At 42.8% G+C, this 18451-nt stretch carries 16 protein-coding genes, 1 tRNA gene and 1 other RNA gene; 5 read left to right on the top strand and 13 right to left on the bottom strand.

Translation table 11 applies throughout. The features are described 5' to 3' along the window. Nucleotides 1–5 precede the first annotated feature (5 nt). From PXH68_RS03595 to PXH68_RS03575, 5 genes are all read right to left on the bottom strand, one after another. Complete coding sequence (locus PXH68_RS03595) at nt 6–638, bottom strand: amino acid ABC transporter ATP-binding protein (RefSeq protein WP_248027339.1); 633 nt, start codon at nt 636–638, stop codon at nt 6–8. 11 nt (nt 639–649) lie between these two features. After that, the gene (locus tag PXH68_RS03590; RefSeq protein WP_205030610.1) at nt 650–1291 is read right to left on the bottom strand and encodes an amino acid ABC transporter permease; all 642 of its coding nucleotides are present in this window, start codon (nt 1289–1291) and stop codon (nt 650–652) included. A gap of 145 nt (nt 1292–1436) precedes the next feature. After that, nucleotides 1437–3251 carry a glutamine--fructose-6-phosphate transaminase (isomerizing) gene (glmS, locus tag PXH68_RS03585; protein ID WP_248027341.1) on the bottom strand — a complete coding sequence of 605 codons (1815 nt, stop codon included), beginning with the start codon at nt 3249–3251 and terminating at the stop codon, nt 1437–1439. Between the two features lie 187 nt (nt 3252–3438). Then, complete coding sequence (lepB, locus tag PXH68_RS03580; RefSeq protein WP_248027343.1) at nt 3439–3984, bottom strand: signal peptidase I; 546 nt, start codon at nt 3982–3984, stop codon at nt 3439–3441. 66 nt (nt 3985–4050) lie between these two features. After that, on the bottom strand, nt 4051–4668 hold the full coding sequence (locus PXH68_RS03575; RefSeq protein ID WP_248027345.1) for a DUF459 domain-containing protein: 618 nt from the start codon (nt 4666–4668) through the stop codon (nt 4051–4053). A 76-nt stretch (nt 4669–4744) separates the two neighbouring features. On the opposite strand from PXH68_RS03575, the gene PXH68_RS03570 reads away from it, so the two are divergent. Beyond that, on the top strand, nt 4745–5860 hold the full coding sequence (locus tag PXH68_RS03570) for an NAD(P)/FAD-dependent oxidoreductase (RefSeq protein ID WP_248027347.1): 1116 nt from the start codon (nt 4745–4747) through the stop codon (nt 5858–5860). 98 nt (nt 5861–5958) lie between these two features. Here PXH68_RS03570 and pyk read toward each other — a convergent pair whose 3' ends face one another. From pyk to PXH68_RS03555, 3 genes are all read right to left on the bottom strand, one after another. Beyond that, entirely contained in the window at nt 5959–7464 is a 1506-nt protein-coding gene (gene pyk, locus PXH68_RS03565) for a pyruvate kinase (protein WP_158454577.1), read from the bottom strand. A gap of 63 nt (nt 7465–7527) precedes the next feature. After that, nucleotides 7528–8538, bottom strand: a complete 1011-nt coding sequence (pfkA, locus tag PXH68_RS03560; RefSeq protein WP_158454575.1) for a 6-phosphofructokinase — start codon at nt 8536–8538, stop codon at nt 7528–7530. Nucleotides 8539–8619: 81 nt separating this feature from the next. Further along, complete coding sequence (locus PXH68_RS03555) at nt 8620–11730, bottom strand: DNA polymerase III subunit alpha (RefSeq protein ID WP_248027349.1); 3111 nt, start codon at nt 11728–11730, stop codon at nt 8620–8622. 147 nt (nt 11731–11877) lie between these two features. On the opposite strand from PXH68_RS03555, the gene PXH68_RS03550 reads away from it, so the two are divergent. Genes PXH68_RS03550 through PXH68_RS03540 form a run of 3 tightly spaced genes read left to right on the top strand, consistent with a single transcriptional unit; the run spans nt 11878 to nt 13738 of the window. After that, on the top strand, nt 11878–12252 hold the full coding sequence (locus tag PXH68_RS03550; protein ID WP_158454573.1) for a GntR family transcriptional regulator: 375 nt from the start codon (nt 11878–11880) through the stop codon (nt 12250–12252). Continuing rightward, nucleotides 12245–12955 (top strand): ABC transporter ATP-binding protein, encoded by a 711-nt coding sequence (locus PXH68_RS03545; RefSeq protein ID WP_158454571.1) that lies wholly within the window; start codon nt 12245–12247, stop codon nt 12953–12955. The genes PXH68_RS03550 and PXH68_RS03545 overlap by 8 nt, the downstream gene beginning before the upstream one ends. Before the next feature lie 15 nt (nt 12956–12970). Continuing rightward, on the top strand, nt 12971–13738 hold the full coding sequence (locus tag PXH68_RS03540; RefSeq protein ID WP_248027351.1) for an ABC transporter permease: 768 nt from the start codon (nt 12971–12973) through the stop codon (nt 13736–13738). Nucleotides 13739–13780: 42 nt separating this feature from the next. On the opposite strand, the gene add is transcribed toward PXH68_RS03540, so the two are convergent. From add to ssrA, 3 genes are all read right to left on the bottom strand, one after another. Beyond that, on the bottom strand, nt 13781–14797 hold the full coding sequence (add, locus tag PXH68_RS03535; protein WP_248027353.1) for an adenosine deaminase: 1017 nt from the start codon (nt 14795–14797) through the stop codon (nt 13781–13783). 118 nt (nt 14798–14915) lie between these two features. Further along, nucleotides 14916–15003, bottom strand: a tRNA-Ser gene (locus PXH68_RS03530). 2 nt (nt 15004–15005) lie between these two features. Next, nucleotides 15006–15353: a transfer-messenger RNA gene (gene ssrA, locus PXH68_RS03525) on the bottom strand. A gap of 106 nt (nt 15354–15459) precedes the next feature. Between ssrA and PXH68_RS03520 the strand changes: the two genes are divergently transcribed. Further along, nucleotides 15460–16053, top strand: coding sequence for a TVP38/TMEM64 family protein (locus tag PXH68_RS03520; RefSeq protein WP_205030604.1), 594 nt, complete (start codon nt 15460–15462; stop codon nt 16051–16053). Nucleotides 16054–16083: 30 nt separating this feature from the next. Here the strand turns inward: PXH68_RS03520 and PXH68_RS03515 are convergent, their stop codons facing one another. Both PXH68_RS03515 and aguB read right to left on the bottom strand, forming a co-directional pair. Beyond that, nucleotides 16084–17355, bottom strand: a complete 1272-nt coding sequence (locus PXH68_RS03515; RefSeq protein WP_248027354.1) for a transglutaminase domain-containing protein — start codon at nt 17353–17355, stop codon at nt 16084–16086. 37 nt (nt 17356–17392) lie between these two features. Beyond that, complete coding sequence (gene aguB, locus PXH68_RS03510) at nt 17393–18268, bottom strand: N-carbamoylputrescine amidase (protein WP_248027356.1); 876 nt, start codon at nt 18266–18268, stop codon at nt 17393–17395. Nucleotides 18269–18451 lie beyond the last annotated feature (183 nt).

The following is an 18451-nucleotide window of genomic DNA, read 5'->3' as shown; positions in this document are numbered from 1 at the left end:
CTATTCTAGTGTTTGGGTTCAATCTTGATAATCTCATCCGCAATATTTTCCGCAAACTGCATATCATGGGTCACTACGATCTGAGTAACACCCGTCTCACGGTTCTGCAAGATAAGATTCTCCACTTCTCTCCTCAACTCAGGGTCCAAAGCCGAAGTCGGCTCATCATAGCCAATGATTTCTGGATCAATTATCATGGCACGCGCTAGCGCCACACGTTGCTTTTGACCACCGGAGAGAGAAAATGGATAGGCGTCTGCATGCTGGGCCAAACCCAGCTTCTCAAGTAGTTTCCGGGCCTTGTCTTCCGCCTCTTGACGCGGCATATCCTGCGTTTTCACAGGAGATAGGACCAAATTTTCCAAAACAGACAAGTGAGGGAAAAGCTGGAAGTCCTGAAAGACAAAGCCCAGCAGATGTCGTTTTCCCAACTCCTCAACAGGCAGTTCCTGACCATTGTAGATAAGAGTCCCCTCATCGATTGATTCCAAGCCAGCAAGCATACGGAGAAGCGTTGTTTTCCCTCCTCCAGACTGACCAACAATAGCGATAATCTTTCCTTCTGGAATCACCAAATCATAGTTGGAGAAAATTTGTTTGTTATCAAAGCGTTTCGAAAGATTGCGAAGTTCTAACATCTCTTCTCCTCCTATTTGTAGTAGTCAAATTTCTTTTCAATTTGTTTCGAAGCTAGAGTTACAGCCCCAATCATAAGCAGGTAGATAGCACCTGCGATAAACATTGGCGCCAAGCTGGCATCACGGTTGGCAGCCGTTCGACTAGCCAACAAGAGGTCACTTACGCCCAAGGCATAGACCAGAGAAGTATCTTTTACCAAGGTGATCACTTCATTAAACACGCTCGGAAGAACGATTTTGACAACCTGTGGTAAGACGATAAAACGAATGGTCTGAAATGGTGTAAACTTCAAGACTTTTGCAGCTTCATATTGACCCGCAGGAATGGCTTCAATTCCTCCTCTAAAAATCTCAGAGAAATAAGCTGCGTAATTCAAAGTAAAAGCAATGATGACCGATGGCATCCGATCAAAGGTCACTCCAACACTTGGCAAGACATAATAGATAAAAATCAATTGCAAGAGCAAGGGAGTGCCTCGCATAATCAACACATAGAACTGCAAGAACCAGCGTAAGGGAGCAAACTTCATTTGCATCAGGAAGGCCAAGACAGCTCCCAAGGGAAGAGACAAGACCAAGACAAATACAAACACTTGTAAGGATACCAAAGCCCCATCTAACAGGCTAGGTAAAATTTCAAAAATGTAAGACATAGTCCCTCCTCTTGTGATAGTTAGATACTAGTATATCAAAATTCCTCTTAGAAAACAAAGAATTATTCAGAATTTTTAATAAATTTCAGCATTTTTTTGCAATTTTCACGAAAAAAGGACTGGGTTGCCCCAAATCCTTTCATTTTTATTCAACCGTAACCGCTTTTGCCAAGTTACGAGGCTTATCGACATCCAAACCACGTTGGAAGGAAGCATAGTAGGCAATCAACTGTGTTGGGATAACCATGGAGATAGGTGACAAGAATGGGTGCACCTTGTTGACCACAATATCGTCGCCTTCACGGTCCAAGCCCTCTTCCACCACAATCAAGGTATTAGCGCCACGAGAAACAACCTCTGCAACGTTTCCGCGGGTGTGAGCTGCTACTTTTTCATTGGCAGAAAGCAGAGCAATCACTGGAGTACCGTCTTCAATCAAGGAGATGGTTCCGTGTTTCAATTCTCCAGCCGCAAAGCCTTCTGTCTGAATATAAGAGATTTCTTTCAACTTAAGAGCCGCTTCAAGCGTCACGTAGTAGTCATTGCCACGGCCGATATAGAAAGCATTGCGAGTCGTTGCCAAGAGTTTTTCAACCTTTTCAGCAATCAAGTCTTTCTCAGAAAGAGTCGCTTCGATAGACTGGGCAACAATTGACAATTCATGTACCAAATCAAAGTCGATTGCCTCTTGCTTGCCATTCGCTTCACCAACTGCCTTAGACAAGAAGGCAAGAGCCGCTACTTGTGCTGTGTAAGCCTTGGTTGAGGCAACGGCAATCTCAGGACCAGCATGGAGCAACATAGTATAAGTCGCTTCACGTGAAAGGGTTGAACCAGGAACGTTTGTAATAGTCAAACTTGGAATGCCTAACTCGTTAGCACGCACCAATACCTGACGGCTATCAGCTGTTTCACCTGACTGGGTCAAGAGGATAAAGAGTGGTTTCTTGCTGAGAATTGGTAAGTGGTAGGCCCACTCAGACGCCACACCCAATTCAACAGGGGTATCTGTCAAGGCTTCAATCATGTTCTTAGAGGCAAATCCTGCATTGTAAGAAGTCCCTGCCGCCAAGATGTAAATACGGTCAGCATCCTGAACGGCTTTCACAATCGCAGAATCAACCGTCATCTTACCGTCTGTATCTGCATAGGTTGAAATCAATTTACGCATAACGGTTGGTTGCTCGTCGATCTCCTTGAGCATGTAGAATGGATAAGTTCCCTTACCGATATCTGACAAGTCAAGCTCAGCCGTATAGCTACCGCGTTCAATGGCATTGCCCTCATAGTCTGTCACTTGAACGCTATCTTTGGTCACGATAACCAATTCTTTGTCGTGGATTTCCATGTATTCGCTGGTTTCACGAATCATCGCCATAGCGTCTGAGCAGACCATGTTGTAACCATCTCCCAAACCAATCAAAAGTGGAGATTTGTTTTTGGCAACGTAAATCGTATCAGGATTTTCGGCATCAATCAAGGCAAAGGCATAGGAACCTTGGATGATATGAAGAGCTTTTTTGAAGGCTTCCAATACAGACAAGCCGTCTTCTTCAACAAATTTGCCGATCAAGTGTACAGCGATTTCCGTATCTGTTTGACCCTTGAAATCATGACCAGCCAAGTAGTCATTTTTCATATCAAGGTAGTTTTCAATCACGCCGTTGTGAACAAGGACGAAACGACCTGTTTGTGAGGTATGTGGGTGAGCATTATCCTCAGTTGGTTTGCCGTGAGTTGCCCAGCGAGTATGACCAATTCCTGTTGTACCCTCGGTCGTATCTCCCACTTTTGCAGACAGCTCTGCAATGCGTCCAACAGCCTTAACCAAGTGGGACTGGTCGCCACCGGTTACGAAAATACCTGCTGAATCATAGCCACGGTATTCTAATTTTTCAAGTCCTTGAATCAAAATATCAGTTGCATTTGCATTTCCAACAACACCAACGATTCCACACATACAGTTCACCTTCAATTTCCAGAGAAATTGAACTTTCTTAAATTTTTCTTAAAATTGGTATAGTCAACTCTATCTTCTAAAAGAGCGATAAACATAGTATATACAAACATTTATCATCTGTCAATCAAAAAATTGGTCTAGTCAACTTCGGATGTTTTTTCAACAAAAAAATACCGATTGCTCGGTATTATTGTTGGACAATTCCAGTATCGATAAAACCAAATTCAGATAAGGGACTGAGACGGAAGGTCAGCCGCCCCACAACCTGGTCTTGTGCAATCAAACCAAATGTTCGGCTATCCTCAAGGTTGGTTCTGTCATCATTGAGAATGAGATAGTACTTGGCAGGAATAGCTTGGTACTCCCCATTGGTCAGGGTTGCGATTGAAAAATCTTGTGTATAGTATTCTTGGAAATGGCTGCCAGAAAGGTAAGCCTCTTCTACGACTGCTTCATTGCGGTAAAAGACATCATCCATGTAAGTCACGGTATCATTTTCTTTGGCAATGAGTCGCCCGACATATTCTTTATTGTCAACCTTGTAAAGGACAAAGTCTCCATAGCTCAGATCGGTGCCTTTGACAGCGACAATCAAATCTTTTTCTTTCAAATACGCGTTGGCCATCGATGATTGAATGGTCACAGGCTCAAAGAAATAAAAACGAACAGCCAGTAAACCAAACAAAAGAGAAGCCAGTAAAATCACATTCTTGATTAAATCTCTTTTTACCATAAAATCTCCTTATACTGCTTACTAGTATAGCATATTTCAGCCACAAAACGAAACTTTCTGCATGGCTTAGGAAGTGATTTTCCGATAGACTTCATCAGCCAACAATTGATTGCCAAGTGGGGTCAAATGCAGGCCGTCACTATAATATTCAACATGTCCTTCTGTCAAGGGATAAAAGTTGATCCATTCCAGACCATATTCTTCAGCCAAACGGGGAATCATCTCTTGTAGGACAGTCTTGATAATCTCGTTGTTCAAACCGAAACGACTGGTCGGAACATAGGGCGGCACCATGACAATGACATCCGGTTGGCTATCCAAGTTCAGGTAGGTTTCAATCATTTGACGGTATTCCTGTTCAAATCGCTCCTGATTCCAATAAGGTGCTCGGCTATCATTGCTACCAATCATTATCAAGACCAGATCTGGTTGATAGTCTAGGGATAATTGGGCATTTTTTTCTTGGAAATAAGGATAGTCAGCCGTTGATTGCAAGGAACGGCCGCTAAGACCAAAATTCGCCACTTGATAGGCATGCCCTAACCTCTCAGCTAAAATACAAGGGTAGGCATGATTGAGGCGGTCCTCCAGACCATAGCCATAGGTCAAACTATCGCCAACTGTCGCAATGCGAATGGATCCTGACCCGACTGTCAGAACCTCTGGATACATAATATCAGACATAATTTCTCCTTTTTTCTATTGTATCATGCACAAAAAAATAAATAAACCCAAGCGAATTTGTGATATAATGAACATTATGAAGAAAGAAATTATCATTATCGGTGGAGGCATTGTTGGCTCCACAGCAGCCTATTACTTATCCAAATCCCCTGATCTGTCCATTCGCTTAGTTGATGAAGGCATCGGTACTGCAACAAGGGCGGCAGCTGGCATTATCTGCCCCTGGATGGCCCAGAAGAAAAACAAAGACTGGTACCGTCTGACCTCCTCAGGGGCCGGTTTTTATCGACAACTGATGGCAGATTTAAGAGCAGATGGCATCAACGACTTGCCCTTCCAGGTGACTGGAACCATCGGCCTAAAGAGTCGGAAGGACTTGATTGAAAAGGTCGAGAAAATTGCCTTGGATAGACGTGAAGATGCTCCTGTCATTGGTCAGATTCAGCAACTGGAAAAAGAGGAACTTCTGGACTACCTCCCGCTTTTAAAGGATGAATTTTTTGGTCTTCATCTAGAAGGCGGTGGACGAGTGGATGGTGGTAAACTCTTGGATATCCTCCACCAACAATTTCTTGAAAATGGTGGGCAAATCTTCCGTCAAAAAGTTGGTTTGAAGGATGAACAGACTGTCTTAGTTGGTCAAGAAGAATGGACAGCCGACCATATCCTCCTAACTGCAGGTGCATGGTTACCCGATTTATTGGGACCAATTGGCTACCAAGTGGATGTCCGCCCACAAAAGGGACAACTCTTTGAATTGGACACACACTTTGACACTGAAAATTGGCCAGTCTGCATGCCTTATGGTGAAATTGATATCTTGCCATTTTCTCAAGGACGTATCATCGTTGGTGCAACCCATGAAGATGATATGGGCTATGACCTCGAACTAGATCCCGATAAAATCCAGGCCATGCGTGACCGCTCTCAGGAATTCATGCCCCAATTAGCAGATTTTCCAATCGCTCGCACCCGCATCGGTACCCGCGCCTATACTTCAACCTACTCGCCATTCTATGGACAAGTCGCTGATCAGAACCATCTCTGGGTAACAAGTGGACTCGGTTCAACCGGCCTGACCAACGGTCCTTATATCGGTTGGCAAATTGCGATGGAAATTCTTGGAAAAGAAACAAACTTCGACAGAACTGCCTACACACCAGACAACTACATCACAAAAGTCAAGAACTGATCTTGGCTTTTCTTTTTACTTCAAACTGCCCCAAAACAAAAAAGAAAACCTATTGAACAACGCAGAAACGTTGCTACAATAGGCTTTTTTCTTATAAATTATTTTACAGTGCGAACACGCATTGTGTTTGTTGAACCAGCAACACCAACTGGAACACCAGCTACAATGATAATGTCATCACCAGCTTCAACCAAGCCTTGCTCTTTAGCAACGCGCTCAGCCAATTCAAACATATCATCAGTTGATTCAGGTTTTTCAGTCACAACTGGAATGACACCCCAGTTCAACATCAATGATTTTTGAACTTTTTCAGTGAAGGTTACTGCCAAGATGTCTGAATCTGGACGGTATTTAGAAATAGCACGTGCTGAGTAACCAGTTTCAGTAACTGTTACAACCAACTTGATGTTCATTGAATGACAAGCATCTTTTACTGCAGATGCAATAACTTCTGTTTTAGATGCACGGTTAAAGTGATCAGAGTTCAAACGACCATATTCATTAAGAAGAGTCTGTGCGTTTTTAGCGATAGTTGCCATTGTACGAACTGATTCAACTGGATATTTACCGTTTGCAGACTCACCTGAAAGCATTGTTGCATCAGTACCGTCGATAACTGCGTTGAATACGTCTGATACTTCTGAACGAGTTGCACGTGGTTTTTCAGTCATTGTTTCCAACATGTTTGTTGCTGTGATAACTGCTTTACCAGCTGCATTCACTTTAGTGATAATCATTTTTTGGTAAACTGGAACCATTTCAAATGGTACTTCGATACCCATGTCTCCACGAGCAATCATGATACCATCTGCTGCTTCGATGATTTCATCGATGTTGTCGATACCTTGTTGGTTTTCGATTTTCGCAAACAATTGAACATGATCGTTACCAGTTTCTTTACAGATGTTACGAACAACTTCAACGTCTTTTGCAGTACGTACAAATGAGATTGCGATGAAGTTCAAACCTTGCTCCAAACCAAAGCGGATGTCCGCATTATCACGGTCTGCAAGTGCTGGGAAAGGAATTTTAGTGTAAGGAATGTTCACACCTTTTTGTTTTGCGATAACGCCATCGTTTTCAACCAAAACAACAAATTCACGGTTTACAGCATCTTTTTCAACAACAGTCAAGCCAAGTTTACCGTCGTCAACAAGGATTTGTTTACCAACTTCAACATCGTCAAAGACATCCAAACCACCTGCAACGTTCAAAGCAATCACTTCTTTTGTTGATTTAATACCTTGTTTTGTTGCAACACGTAATTTGTCACCAGTTGAGTAAGCGTACTCTTTTGCATCGTCTTCAAACAATTCTGTACGGATTTCTGGACCTTTTGTATCCAACAAGAAACCAACTTTTTTACCAGCGATTTCTTCTGCACGACGTACAGTTGCCATACGGTCACCTTGCTCTTGGTGATCACCGTGTGAGAAGTTGAAACGGAAAACGTTAGCACCTTCTGTAATCAAGGCAGCAATTTTCTGTGCTGATGCTTCAACATCCAATTTTTCACCCCAGTAACCATCGTCACCGAATTTTTTACCGCCACGGATTTCTACCGCAGGACCAAGGGTTGCAACAATTTTTACACGTTTGTTCATCTTAACAAAACTCCTTTATATTTTACTGGTCTTATGACCCTAGAAACGAATGATGTGCTCTGATTAGAAAGAAATTTCTCTGTTCAATGTAGCAAGACCCAAGTCTGCCTTGTGTGGGTTGTTGACAATAATCTTGCCATCTTCTGCCAAACTGAACAATGCGCCTTCTTCAGCAGTTCCAAGGATTGGGTTTTCAACCATTTGCTCATTGCGGATACCAACAGCAAGACCACCGCGGCCTTCTTTGAGCAATTTAACAGCGTGTGCACCCATACGAGATGCCAAGACACGGTCACGAGCAGTTGGTGAACCACCACGTTGAATGTGACCAAGTTCTGTTACACGAAGATCGCTCACATCACCTGCTGCTTTCAATTCTTCAGCGAATTTAGCAACTGGCATCACACCTTCAGCCAAGACAACGATACTGTGCTTCTTGCCTGTTTCGTAACCTTGTTTGATTTTTGCAACAACATCTTTGATGTCGAATCCTTCTTCTGGGACGACAATCACATCTGCACCTGCAGCAATACCTGACCAAAGTGCGATATCACCAGCATGGCGACCCATTACTTCGATAACAAAAGTACGGCGGTGACTGGATGATGTATCGCGAATTTTATCGATGGCATCCATAGCAGTTGTCACAGCTGTGTCAAAACCGATTGTGAAGTCCGTACCAACGATGTCGTTATCGATTGTACCAGGAACACCAACAGCTGGGAAGCCATGTTCCGTCAAACGCATTGCACCGTGGTATGAACCATCACCACCGATAACAACGACGCCTTCAATGCCATGTTTTTTCAACTGCTCAATCCCTTTCAGTTGGCCTTCCAACTGAGCAAATTCTGGGTAACGAGCAGAACCTAGGAAAGTACCACCACGAGAGATGATGTCTCCAACTGATCGAATTGTCAACGGTTGGATTTTCCCAGCTACCATACCTGCGTAGCCTTCGCTAATCCCGTAAACTTCCATTCCTTCTGAAATTGCTTGGCGAACAACTGCACGAATAGCAGCATTCATACCAGGGGCATCTCCGCCACTAGTCAAAACACCAATACGCTTCATTTCATTTGCTCCTTTTATTTTCAAATTAACTGCCTTATTATAACACACTTAGAGCGAACTTGCTTGACTTTTTGCGATTTTTTACCGAAAAACCGTTTTCATCACATAGTCAGCCAATTCTGCTTCTAAATCTGGTGTTTTTTGGACATAGATTCCCTGTAATTGAAGGGTCCGATTTTGATCTTGATAATGGACAATGACTGGAATTGTCCCTGGATATTTTTTCAAGATACGGGCAATTTGCTGATCAAAAGATGAGTTTGCTAACTGCAACCAACATTTTTCTAAACTAGCTGGTTGGATGTGTTCTACAACCAATTGTAGCTTGTCATCCCGCTCCTGTACTTTTCCACTAATATACAGCAAGGCGCCAGTTGCTAAAAAATGGCCAAATTGTTGAAAGGCTTCTGGAAAGATAGTCACTTCTAGACGATCTTTGGTATCAGAAACCTGGAGGAAGGCCATCTGCTGCCCAGATTTTTTCGCGCGAATAACTCGAACAGATAGGACCTCGACGAGGATGGTCGCACGGTTGCCCACTAGCAAATCCGACAGGCTATCAAGTTTGAAAGAGCTGGCTTTTCGAATAGAGACCAAGGGATGGGGGCTGATTCCAACACCAAGCAAGGCCTGCTCCATCTCAAACTTTTCACTGTCTGGATAATCATCTGATTCTATCCAACTGTAGGATTCTTCTGCAAAGAAGGAGCCAAAGGCTTCTGCAAAAACAAAGAGATTATCCAAATTTTCTACTATTTTCTTACGGTTGGGTTCCAAATCATCAAATAAGCCCAGCTGAATAATCGGCAACAAGAAATCTTTTTTCTGATAGTTTGCTGGCAGACGGAGGATAAAATCTTCTACTGAATGGAAGGGACGAGCCTCCATCAACCAAAGGGAGAAATCCTTGGCAAGACCCTTGATTTGTTTCAAGCCCAGGTGAATCTGCCCATTTGCGATTTTATCATGATAGGGTATGGTGTTGAGGGTGGGCTTGGCGAGTTTGAAGTCCATTTGCAAAGCATCTGTAATGTAAGAACTGCTAGAATCATTCAACATCACATCAAAGAAAACATCTGGATAGTGGGTTTTAAAAAAAGCCATCTGAAAAGCTAAGGCCGAATAGGCATAGGCATGGCTACGGTTGAAACCATATCCTGCAAATTTAGCCATCATAGCAAAAATGTCCTTGGCTTTTTCCTCGTCATGCCCCTTAGAACGAGCTCCCATCACAAAGGCTTCTTCCATGGCTTGCATCTCTTTGGCGTTTTTCTTAGACATGGCCCTCCGTAGCAAGTCAGCTTTTCCAAGAGAAAAACCTGCATAGACTTGGGCAATCTGCATTACTTGCTCTTGGTAGAGCATGATGCCGTAGGTTGGCTGTAAGATGGGTGCAATCGATGGATCAAGCAAATCCACTGCTTCTTTACCGTGCTTTCGTTTGACAAAGTTTTCAGAATAATCGCTGGCTCCTGGTCGATTGAGACTAGTTGTCGCAACAATTTCTTCAAAGCGATTGGGTTTGACCCGCTTCAAGAGACTGATGGCGCCAGGTTGTTCAAATTGAAAAATCCCCTTGGTCTTACCTGCTGCAAAGAGTGCCAGCGTTGCTGGATCTTCCAAGTCAATATTTGCAATGTCTATCTCTTTTCCATAGCGATCTGCCACTTTTTCTGCCATTTTTTGAACAAAGGTCAAATTCCGAAGCCCCAAAAAGTCCATCTTCAACAAACCATTGGCTTCAACTGCGTGCGCATCGTACTGGGTGATGAGCATATCCTCTCCAGCTTTTAGAGGAATAGTGTCGGTCAGGTCTTGGTCACTCATCACAAGGCCTGCTGCATGAATGGAGGTTTGGCGTGGTTGACCTTCAATTTGTTGGGCAATGGCAAATGCTTTTTGATACTCCAGTTTGCTGTTAATCAACTGACGAAATGAGGCATTCCCCTGATAGGCTGACGCCAAATTGTCTCTGAATGAGATTTTTTTAGTCAAGGCAGATAATTCATATTCTGGTGTTCCAAAACGCTTAAAGACATCGCGAATGGCCTGCTTAGCTCCAAAGGTTGAGAAAGTCACAATCTGAGCAGCATGCATGGTTCCGTAGCGGTCACGAACATAACGAATAAAGTCCCCACGGTGAATATCTGGAATATCAATATCGATATCCGGCATGGTGTAGCGTTCGCTGTTTAAGAATCGTTCAAAGAGTAGGTGATGGCGAACTGGATCGATACCTGTAATGTTTAAAGCATAGGCTACCAAGCTTCCAACAGCTGACCCCCTTCCCATTCCCATATAATAGCCTTGACTGCGACCAAACCGCAACAAATCCCAAACAATTAGGAAATAATCATCAAAGCCCATCTCATGAATGACACTTAATTCGTGCACCAAACGTTTCTGATAGTCTGGTAGCCAAAGGCCCTTGTTTCTCAGCCCTGCTTCTGCCTTTTCACGTAGTTCTTCAACTGCTGGTCTTTCCCTATTGAAGCGTGGCAATTTCAAGCTAGCATCAATCTCATAGGTAAGGCCTTTGACCAAATGATCTAAATTCTCTAAAGCACTTGGAAAACGTTGGGCAAAGGCCTGTCTGATTGAACGAGCCTCTACTAAAGACTGGTTTCTAGCCAAATCCTCTACTTGATTGAGCGTCAGATTGTCTCGGATTGCATGCAGAACCTGTAAGGCTTCAATTTGCTGACTGGAAAAATAACGAACCTGATGGAGGGGAATCAGAGGACGACCAAACTCCTTCTGAGGAGTATCCAAAGAAACTCCGATATAAAAATCACATCCCAAGTCCAGCCGTTCAACACCTGGAAAATAGGGCACAATAAGTGCAAGATCTTCTAAGTGCCAATCGGATAACTGCAAGACCTCTTGCCCCATCATGCTAGCCGTCGATAATTTCATCAACTGCTGGTACCCCTTGGTTGAAAGAGCCAAAAAGAGAATGGTCAACTTGTCCTGCTCTTCCTCCAGTCTCCACTCCATCTCACATCCAATCAAGGGTTGCAAACCGGCTTTTTGACAGCATTCAAGAAAATGAAAGGCACCATACAGGTTTTGTTTATCCATCATTCCAATGGACTGATATCCGAGTTCCTTTGCTTTTTCAACATAGGCCTCAATGGTCACCATACTATCCATAAAACTATAAACGGTTTTGGTATCTAGCTGGGCAAACATGGCATCCTCCTTCATTCATTTCTTCTATTATATCAAAAATTAAATCAATAAACTTTTTAAACAAAATACTTGCATTTTATTTCATGTTGTTGTATTATGTATATAGAACAAAGATACAGGTGAGCAATTGCCTAGAAAGGAAACAGTATGGCCTGGAAATTCGACAACAATGTCCCCATCTATATTCAGATAACCAATACCATAAAACTTCAGATTGTTACCAACCAACTCAAACCTGGTGATAAGTTACCGACCGTCCGTGACTTGGCAGAAACTGCTGGTGTCAATCCCAATACTGTACAGCGGGCCTTGTCCGATTTAGAAAGCGAGGGCTTCGTATACTCTGTTCGTACAACAGGACGTTTTGTAACCGACAATCTTGAATTGATCCAAGAAACCCGCCTAGCCTTAGCCCAAACAGAACTGGAAAATTTTGTAACCAACATGGTTGATTTAGGCTTTGGTCAAGACCAATTGGTGCAGCAGTTGGACGACTATTTGAAAGGAGATTTAAATGAATAACACAAACCTTACACTTTTGGAATTTCAACAAGTTTCCAAATCTTACGGTGGCGTTGTAGCTCTGAACAATGTAAACTTCAAACTTTCTGCTGGAAAAATTATCGGACTCTTGGGTCCAAACGGTTCTGGTAAGACGACACTAATCAAGCTCTTGAACGGCTTATTACAGCCTGAGTATGGTCAAATCCTGATCAATGGCCGCACTCCTTCTCCTGAGACCAAGGCTATGGTGTCCTATCTCCCAGATACGACCTACTTGGATGAAAATATGAAGGTCATCGAAGCAGTTGAATTGTTTAAAGATTTTTATGCAGATTTTGACCAAGCGCGTGCCCTTCATCTTTTAGAAGATTTGCAGATTAACCTAGCCAGTCGTATGAAACACCTCTCCAAAGGAAACAAGGAAAAGGTGCAACTCATCTTGGTTATGAGCCGTCAAGCACAACTATACGTCTTAGACGAACCAATCGGCGGAGTCGATCCTGCGGCGCGTGATTACATTTTGAAAACAATCGTGAGCAACTATTCTCCGACTGCTTCTGTCATCATCTCAACCCACTTGATTTCTGATATCGAATCCATCTTGGATGAAGTCATTTTTTTGCAGAATGGTAGCATCGTCCGACAAGGCAATGTTGATGACCTCCGTATTGATTCTGGTCAATCAATTGATGAACTCTTCCGTTCAGATTTCAAGGCTTAGAGGAAAGGAAAAGATATGTTTGCTAAACTGTTAAAATATGAATTTAAATCCGTCGGAAAATGGTACCTGGCTTTGTACGCCCTGGTCTTAGCCATTGCCATTGTCGTTGGCTTCTGGCTACGTTCCAATGTCATCCGTGCAGAAACAAGTGAAATCAGTAATGCAGAAGCAACCCTTTTGGGCTTTGTCATGTTTGCCTTTGCTGCCATCCTCATTACCATCGGAATTTCGACACTCTTTTTGATTGTCAATCGCTTCCGCCACAACATTTATGGTCGCCAGGGCTATCTTACCATGACCCTGCCTGTTTCAGCTCATCATTTGATTTTGTCAAAATTGGTCTCAGCCCTCTTATGGAGCTTGTTAGCAGCTATTATTGCAATCTTGAGCCTCTTGGTTGCCTTCAGTATTTCAGGGATTGATGAGTTCTTTGGTGCCTATACATTTGTAACAGAATTAACAGATATTCCAAGTATTCTACAATATGGATTTGCCCAATTTGTTTCTACTGTTCACTCAATTTTACTAATTTACTTCTCTATCTCCATCGGCCAATTGTTTAAAGACTACCGCACCTTGATGGCCTTCATTGCCTACTTCTCCATTTCATCTATAGTAGGTATCATCAGTTCCCTCTTCTACCTCTCAGAATTGGAAACACTCTACGGATCTAGCTTGTCTATCTTGCCGAATCCAATTCTCACATTCCTCTCCATCTTACTAGCTTTCGGCTACTATTTTGGAACCCACTATATTATGAGTAAGAAACTCAATTTACAGTAAGAAAAAAAGCTCCACGACCACTTGGTCAAAGAGCTTCTTTCTTTACTTTGATTGATAATTCGCTTCCAGTTGCTTGCGCAAGATCTCTTTTTCCTCAACAGAAGCAAAGGAGGCCTCAATAGCATTGCAATTAAACTGGTAAAAATCGTCCTTACTGGTCTGAAAATACTCTTGAAAAAGACTGTATTCTCTTGTCAACGTCGTATTGGATACCGTACGATTATCTGTATTAATTGTGAGCGCAACTCCTGCCTGATAAAGAGCTGGATATGGAAACTCCGCCAAGCTAGCAACAGCCTTTGTTTGGAGGTTACTCGTCAGACACATCTCAATGGTTGTACCTGCTGCAAGAACCTGGTTAATAACCTCTGGACTTTTTCCAAGTGCTGTTCCGTGACCGATGCGTTTAATGCCCAATTGCACAGCATAAGCGACATTGGCAGAACAGCCACATTCGCCAGCATGAAAGGTCATAGGCAAGCCTAAAGCCTGGCAGTCTTTTATGGCCTTCTCCATCTGCTGGGTCGGGAAATCCACCTCATTTCCGGCAAAATCAAATCCAGCTAATCCAGAATCAGCAAGGGAAACCACCTCTTCAAAGACAGCTTGGTTCAACTCATCTGGGGATTGTTTCAAACCACAGACCAAGGCTTTGGCGAGTATGCCAAACTCCTCTCGAGCAGCATGTAAACCTGCTAGCACAGCTTGAACAACTTGAGCAGCTGACAGGCCTTGATCCATGGATAATTCCGGTGCAAAACGAACTTCCAGATAGATAACACCATCTTGCGCAGCTTGGCGAGCAACATCATAGGCTGCAAGTGACAAGGCTTCTCTCGTTTGAAGCAAGGGCCTCACGAATGAAAAGACTTTAAGATAGTCATTCAAACTCTCAACGCTCTCAGGCGCTTGTAAGCATCCTTGCAATTCCTGATCGGACGGAGGCAAGTCAATCTTGGCAAGTCCTGCCAATTGACGAACCACCTCAAGCGACAAGGACCCGTCAAGATGACAATGGAGTTCAACTTTAGCCAGTTGATTCAATTCTTCTAAGTGCACTGGGAACCTCCTAAAACGATATTGTTCCTATCTTAGCACAATTCATTTATATTTCAAGAAAAATTTGAAAAAAGAACACAAAAAAAGAACAATGCCGAACATTGTCCTTTCTATCATACGGAAGACATGGGATTCGAACCCACGCACGCTGTTACACGCCTACCGCGTTTCCAACACGGCCTCTTGAGCCTCTTGAGTAATCTTCCATATATGGAGCTGGTGGGAGTCGAACCCACGTCCAAACACCTGCTAACTTATTCGTCTACAACCATAGGTTATGTCTTGCTTTAACTTGGACTCGATACATAACTCAAACCTAGACCAAGCGAGTCAGTAAATCTCTTTTGGAACTGCCTGACTCAATTCCAACGTAGCTTGTTGTTTTAAGACCAATCAGCAAACACAAGCAATTCGCGACTGGTCACGCAGGCAGGTTATTAAGCTGCTAATGCGTAAGTGTTTGTATTTTTTGCAGTTATATTTAACTGGCATTTTTACATCTGCCGATGAGTTGCAGAACAAGCCTCATAATGCCTGTCGAATCCGTAACAACCCCGAGGTTGAATACGGGAATTATTATAGCAAAGTATCAAACAAAATGCAAGACTTTTTTAGAGATTATTAGTATTTGGAAAATAAAAGAAAAATGGTAAAATAGTATTATGTATAAATTTTGGCAGAAAACCATTCAGGTACTCAGCATTTTAACCCTGATTGCATCCTTCTTTTTTGTAATTTGGCTTTACCGTATCGGAATTCTAAATGATCAGAATGTCCTGACAGACATGATTAAAAGCCACGGCGCTTTTGGCAGTCTATCCTTTCTTGGCATTCAAATTCTTCAAGTTGTATTTCCGATTATTCCTGGGGGGGTTACTACGGTTGTCGGCTTTTTGGTCTTCAATTTTTGGCGGGGCTTTTTCCTGAACTATGTCGGTATCTCAATCGGCAGCATCCTCCTCTTCGCCTTAGCAAGAAGATATGGAAAAAAATTCTGCCTGCTCTTTATGAATGAAGAAACCTTTGAAAAGTATGAAAGTAAGATCGACAACAAACGAGGCTATGAACTCTTCTTTATCTTCTGCATGTTGTCACCGATTTCTCCAGCAGATATTGTCGTTATGATCACTGGTCTAACTTCTATGTCTTATCGGAAATTCATTCTGATCACCCTCTTGTGCCGTCCTGTCTCAATCATTGCATATAGCTACTTTTGGATTTACGGCAGCCAGTGGCTACAAAATCTTCTTGGATAAACAAAAAAAGGAACGCTCAGGTTCCTTTTTTTATTGCTTAGTGAGTTGAATACTATAAACATAAGGATCATTAGAATATCCAATGGACGAACTTCCAAATTCATCAAAATAGAGGGCACTAATTTGTGAATCCGATCGGGCTACATCCTGTAAGACCTTGTCAAAAAGAGATTTATCAGCAAACTGCAAGCTAATCGAGCCTTGTCCTGCAGCAAGCGATTGGCGCAAGCGCTCTACAACTTTGCCCATGTCCTGACCCTCCATATAAGTTCCATCCAAAGAATGTTGGTTCAAGGAATTGTCATCATAAGTTGGATAGGTCAAATCGGGATCGTTTTTAGAAGAAATTTCCATCTGATAAGCTTCCAACAAGCGCGAAACTGGACGGTGACTTCTCTCCAAAATCGTAGCCGGAATGCACAGATAATCATAGTTAATCGCTGGGAGGTTCTCATCCTGACCATTTGACATGTAGGCTGGATCTCCCCAAGTGGTATCTACTCCATAGTATTTTCCATCAATTTTAACCAAATTCCAAGCGTGATAGGTATTTGCAAACTCAAATTCTGGTCCCAATTCCAAAAATCCTGTGACATAGATGGATTCAATGCCTGCTAATTGACATAAAAATTGAAAAGTTCGGCTGTAACCACCACAGACTGACAGCCCATTAAGCAAGATGGAGTCTATGGCTTGGTTTTGGAAAGAAAGTGCATCATCTGCCAAAGCTGCATGATTATACTCCGTATGGAGAATTACATAATCATAGATAGCCTTAACCTTGTCAAAATCGTTGGTTTGCGGTAGTTGGCTGACAATATTTTTTCCCATTTCCAACATGGTAAAATAGTCTTCAATTTGCTGGTCTGTCAGATTTGGAGTATTGTTTTCCATGGCATAAGCACCTGCTCCAAACCAATAAAATTCAGGGAAATCATTGGACAAGGAATGATGGACACGGTAGGTCGAAAGATCCGACATTCTCGGCATTTCATAATAGTCCTTAGTAGTGACAGCTGCTCGAGAATTAAGATAAAGCGTCATATAAGCTTCCTCTTCCTCCTCATTATTCAAGGAAGAGAAATAAAACTTATCTGCCAATTCTTCTCTAAGAGTCGGAAACTGCTTCTCCAACTCAGCCTGTTTGGCTTGCTTTTCTGCTTTTTCCTTGGCCAAGCTTTCTTGCAGTTTCGTTGCCGTTTCCATATTTTGAAAGGCTTCTGATCCTGTTACACCTAAATAAAGGCCAACTCCAACTGCTAACAAAACCAATACCAAAACAATACGACGTAAACTTTTCATGTCTCACCTTTCCACACAATCTCTTTCTATTGTACCATTATTTTGTGATTTTGTGATACATGTGCGGTCGACGATCTCTAAAGAGTCCCCAATCCAAACGCTCACGCGCTCCCTTGTCCAAATCATAAGTAGCAAGCAAGACAGCTTCCTCCTCACGACCTGCTTTCTCAATCAATTCACCTGTTTCATCTGTCAAGAAAGAGGAGCCATAGAAACGCAAGCTAGACGATTGACCGCCATTTTCTTCAGAAGGCTGCACTTCTTCCAAACCGATACGGTTGGCCGCAATGACTGGCATGATGTTGGCCGCCGAATGGCCCTGCATAGTCCGCTGCCAATGACCTTGACTATCCGTATCCAAAATCGGCTCCGAACCAATAGCTGTTGGATAAAAGAGCAATTCTGCTCCATTCAGTGCCAAACAGCGAGCTGTTTCTGGAAACCATTGGTCCCAACAGATGCCAATGCCAATCTTAGCGTGACGTGTTTCCCAGACCTTGAAACCAGTATTTCCAGGCGTGAAGTAAAACTTCTCCTGATAGTAATGATCGTCAGGGATATGCGTCTTGCGATAAACTCCCAAAACACTACCATCCGCATCAATGACCGCAATGGAATTATACAGGCTATTTCCATCTTTTTCATAGAAGGAAATAGGCAAGACAACCTGCAATTCCTTGGCAATAGGAATAAAGTGCTGAACAGCATCGTTTTCCTCTACAGACTTGGCATAGTTATAATAGTCATACTGGCGTTCTTGACAAAAATAAGGACGCTCAAAGAGTTCAGGCAGGAGAATAATCTGCGCTCCCTGACCAGCAGCCTGTCTGACCAAACGCTCTGCGGTCGCCAGATTTTCCCGAAGGTTCTGACTACACTGCATCTGGACAGCTGCTACAGTAACATTTCTCATATTATTTATCCTTTTCATAAATTCTTTATGGGAGATATAGTCGAGTGAATTAGCTTTCAGACAAGGAACTGAGGTGTAGGCAGTACTAGAGTACGGCAAGCCGAAAGTGACGATGTATCAAAGTTAATTCAAATTACTATAGAATGTACCTGAGATAAGGAAAGACGATACAGGCTATACTAG

The organism is Streptococcus sp. 29896 (assembly GCF_032594915.1).
In the GTDB taxonomy this organism is placed as follows: Bacteria; Bacillota; Bacilli; order Lactobacillales; family Streptococcaceae; genus Streptococcus; species Streptococcus suivaginalis.
Note: the sequence above shows the minus strand (reverse complement) of the source record. Positions and strands in the feature narration are given on the sequence as shown.

Coding starts and splice junctions, on each gene's coding strand:
- PXH68_RS03595 (WP_248027339.1), bottom strand. CDS start 638: ATGTTAGAACTTCGCAATCTTTCGAAACGCTTTGATAACAAACAAATT.
- PXH68_RS03590 (WP_205030610.1), bottom strand. CDS start 1,291: ATGTCTTACATTTTTGAAATTTTACCTAGCCTGTTAGATGGGGCTTTG.
- glmS (WP_248027341.1), bottom strand. CDS start 3,251: ATGTGTGGAATCGTTGGTGTTGTTGGAAATGCAAATGCAACTGATATT.
- lepB (WP_248027343.1), bottom strand. CDS start 3,984: ATGGTAAAAAGAGATTTAATCAAGAATGTGATTTTACTGGCTTCTCTT.
- PXH68_RS03575 (WP_248027345.1), bottom strand. CDS start 4,668: ATGTCTGATATTATGTATCCAGAGGTTCTGACAGTCGGGTCAGGATCC.
- PXH68_RS03570 (WP_248027347.1), top strand. CDS start 4,745: ATGAAGAAAGAAATTATCATTATCGGTGGAGGCATTGTTGGCTCCACA.
- pyk (WP_158454577.1), bottom strand. CDS start 7,464: ATGAACAAACGTGTAAAAATTGTTGCAACCCTTGGTCCTGCGGTAGAA.
- pfkA (WP_158454575.1), bottom strand. CDS start 8,538: ATGAAGCGTATTGGTGTTTTGACTAGTGGCGGAGATGCCCCTGGTATG.
- PXH68_RS03555 (WP_248027349.1), bottom strand. CDS start 11,730: ATGTTTGCCCAGCTAGATACCAAAACCGTTTATAGTTTTATGGATAGT.
- PXH68_RS03550 (WP_158454573.1), top strand. CDS start 11,878: ATGGCCTGGAAATTCGACAACAATGTCCCCATCTATATTCAGATAACC.
- PXH68_RS03545 (WP_158454571.1), top strand. CDS start 12,245: ATGAATAACACAAACCTTACACTTTTGGAATTTCAACAAGTTTCCAAA.
- PXH68_RS03540 (WP_248027351.1), top strand. CDS start 12,971: ATGTTTGCTAAACTGTTAAAATATGAATTTAAATCCGTCGGAAAATGG.
- PXH68_RS03520 (WP_205030604.1), top strand. CDS start 15,460: ATGTATAAATTTTGGCAGAAAACCATTCAGGTACTCAGCATTTTAACC.
- PXH68_RS03515 (WP_248027354.1), bottom strand. CDS start 17,355: ATGAAAAGTTTACGTCGTATTGTTTTGGTATTGGTTTTGTTAGCAGTT.
- aguB (WP_248027356.1), bottom strand. CDS start 18,268: ATGAGAAATGTTACTGTAGCAGCTGTCCAGATGCAGTGTAGTCAGAAC.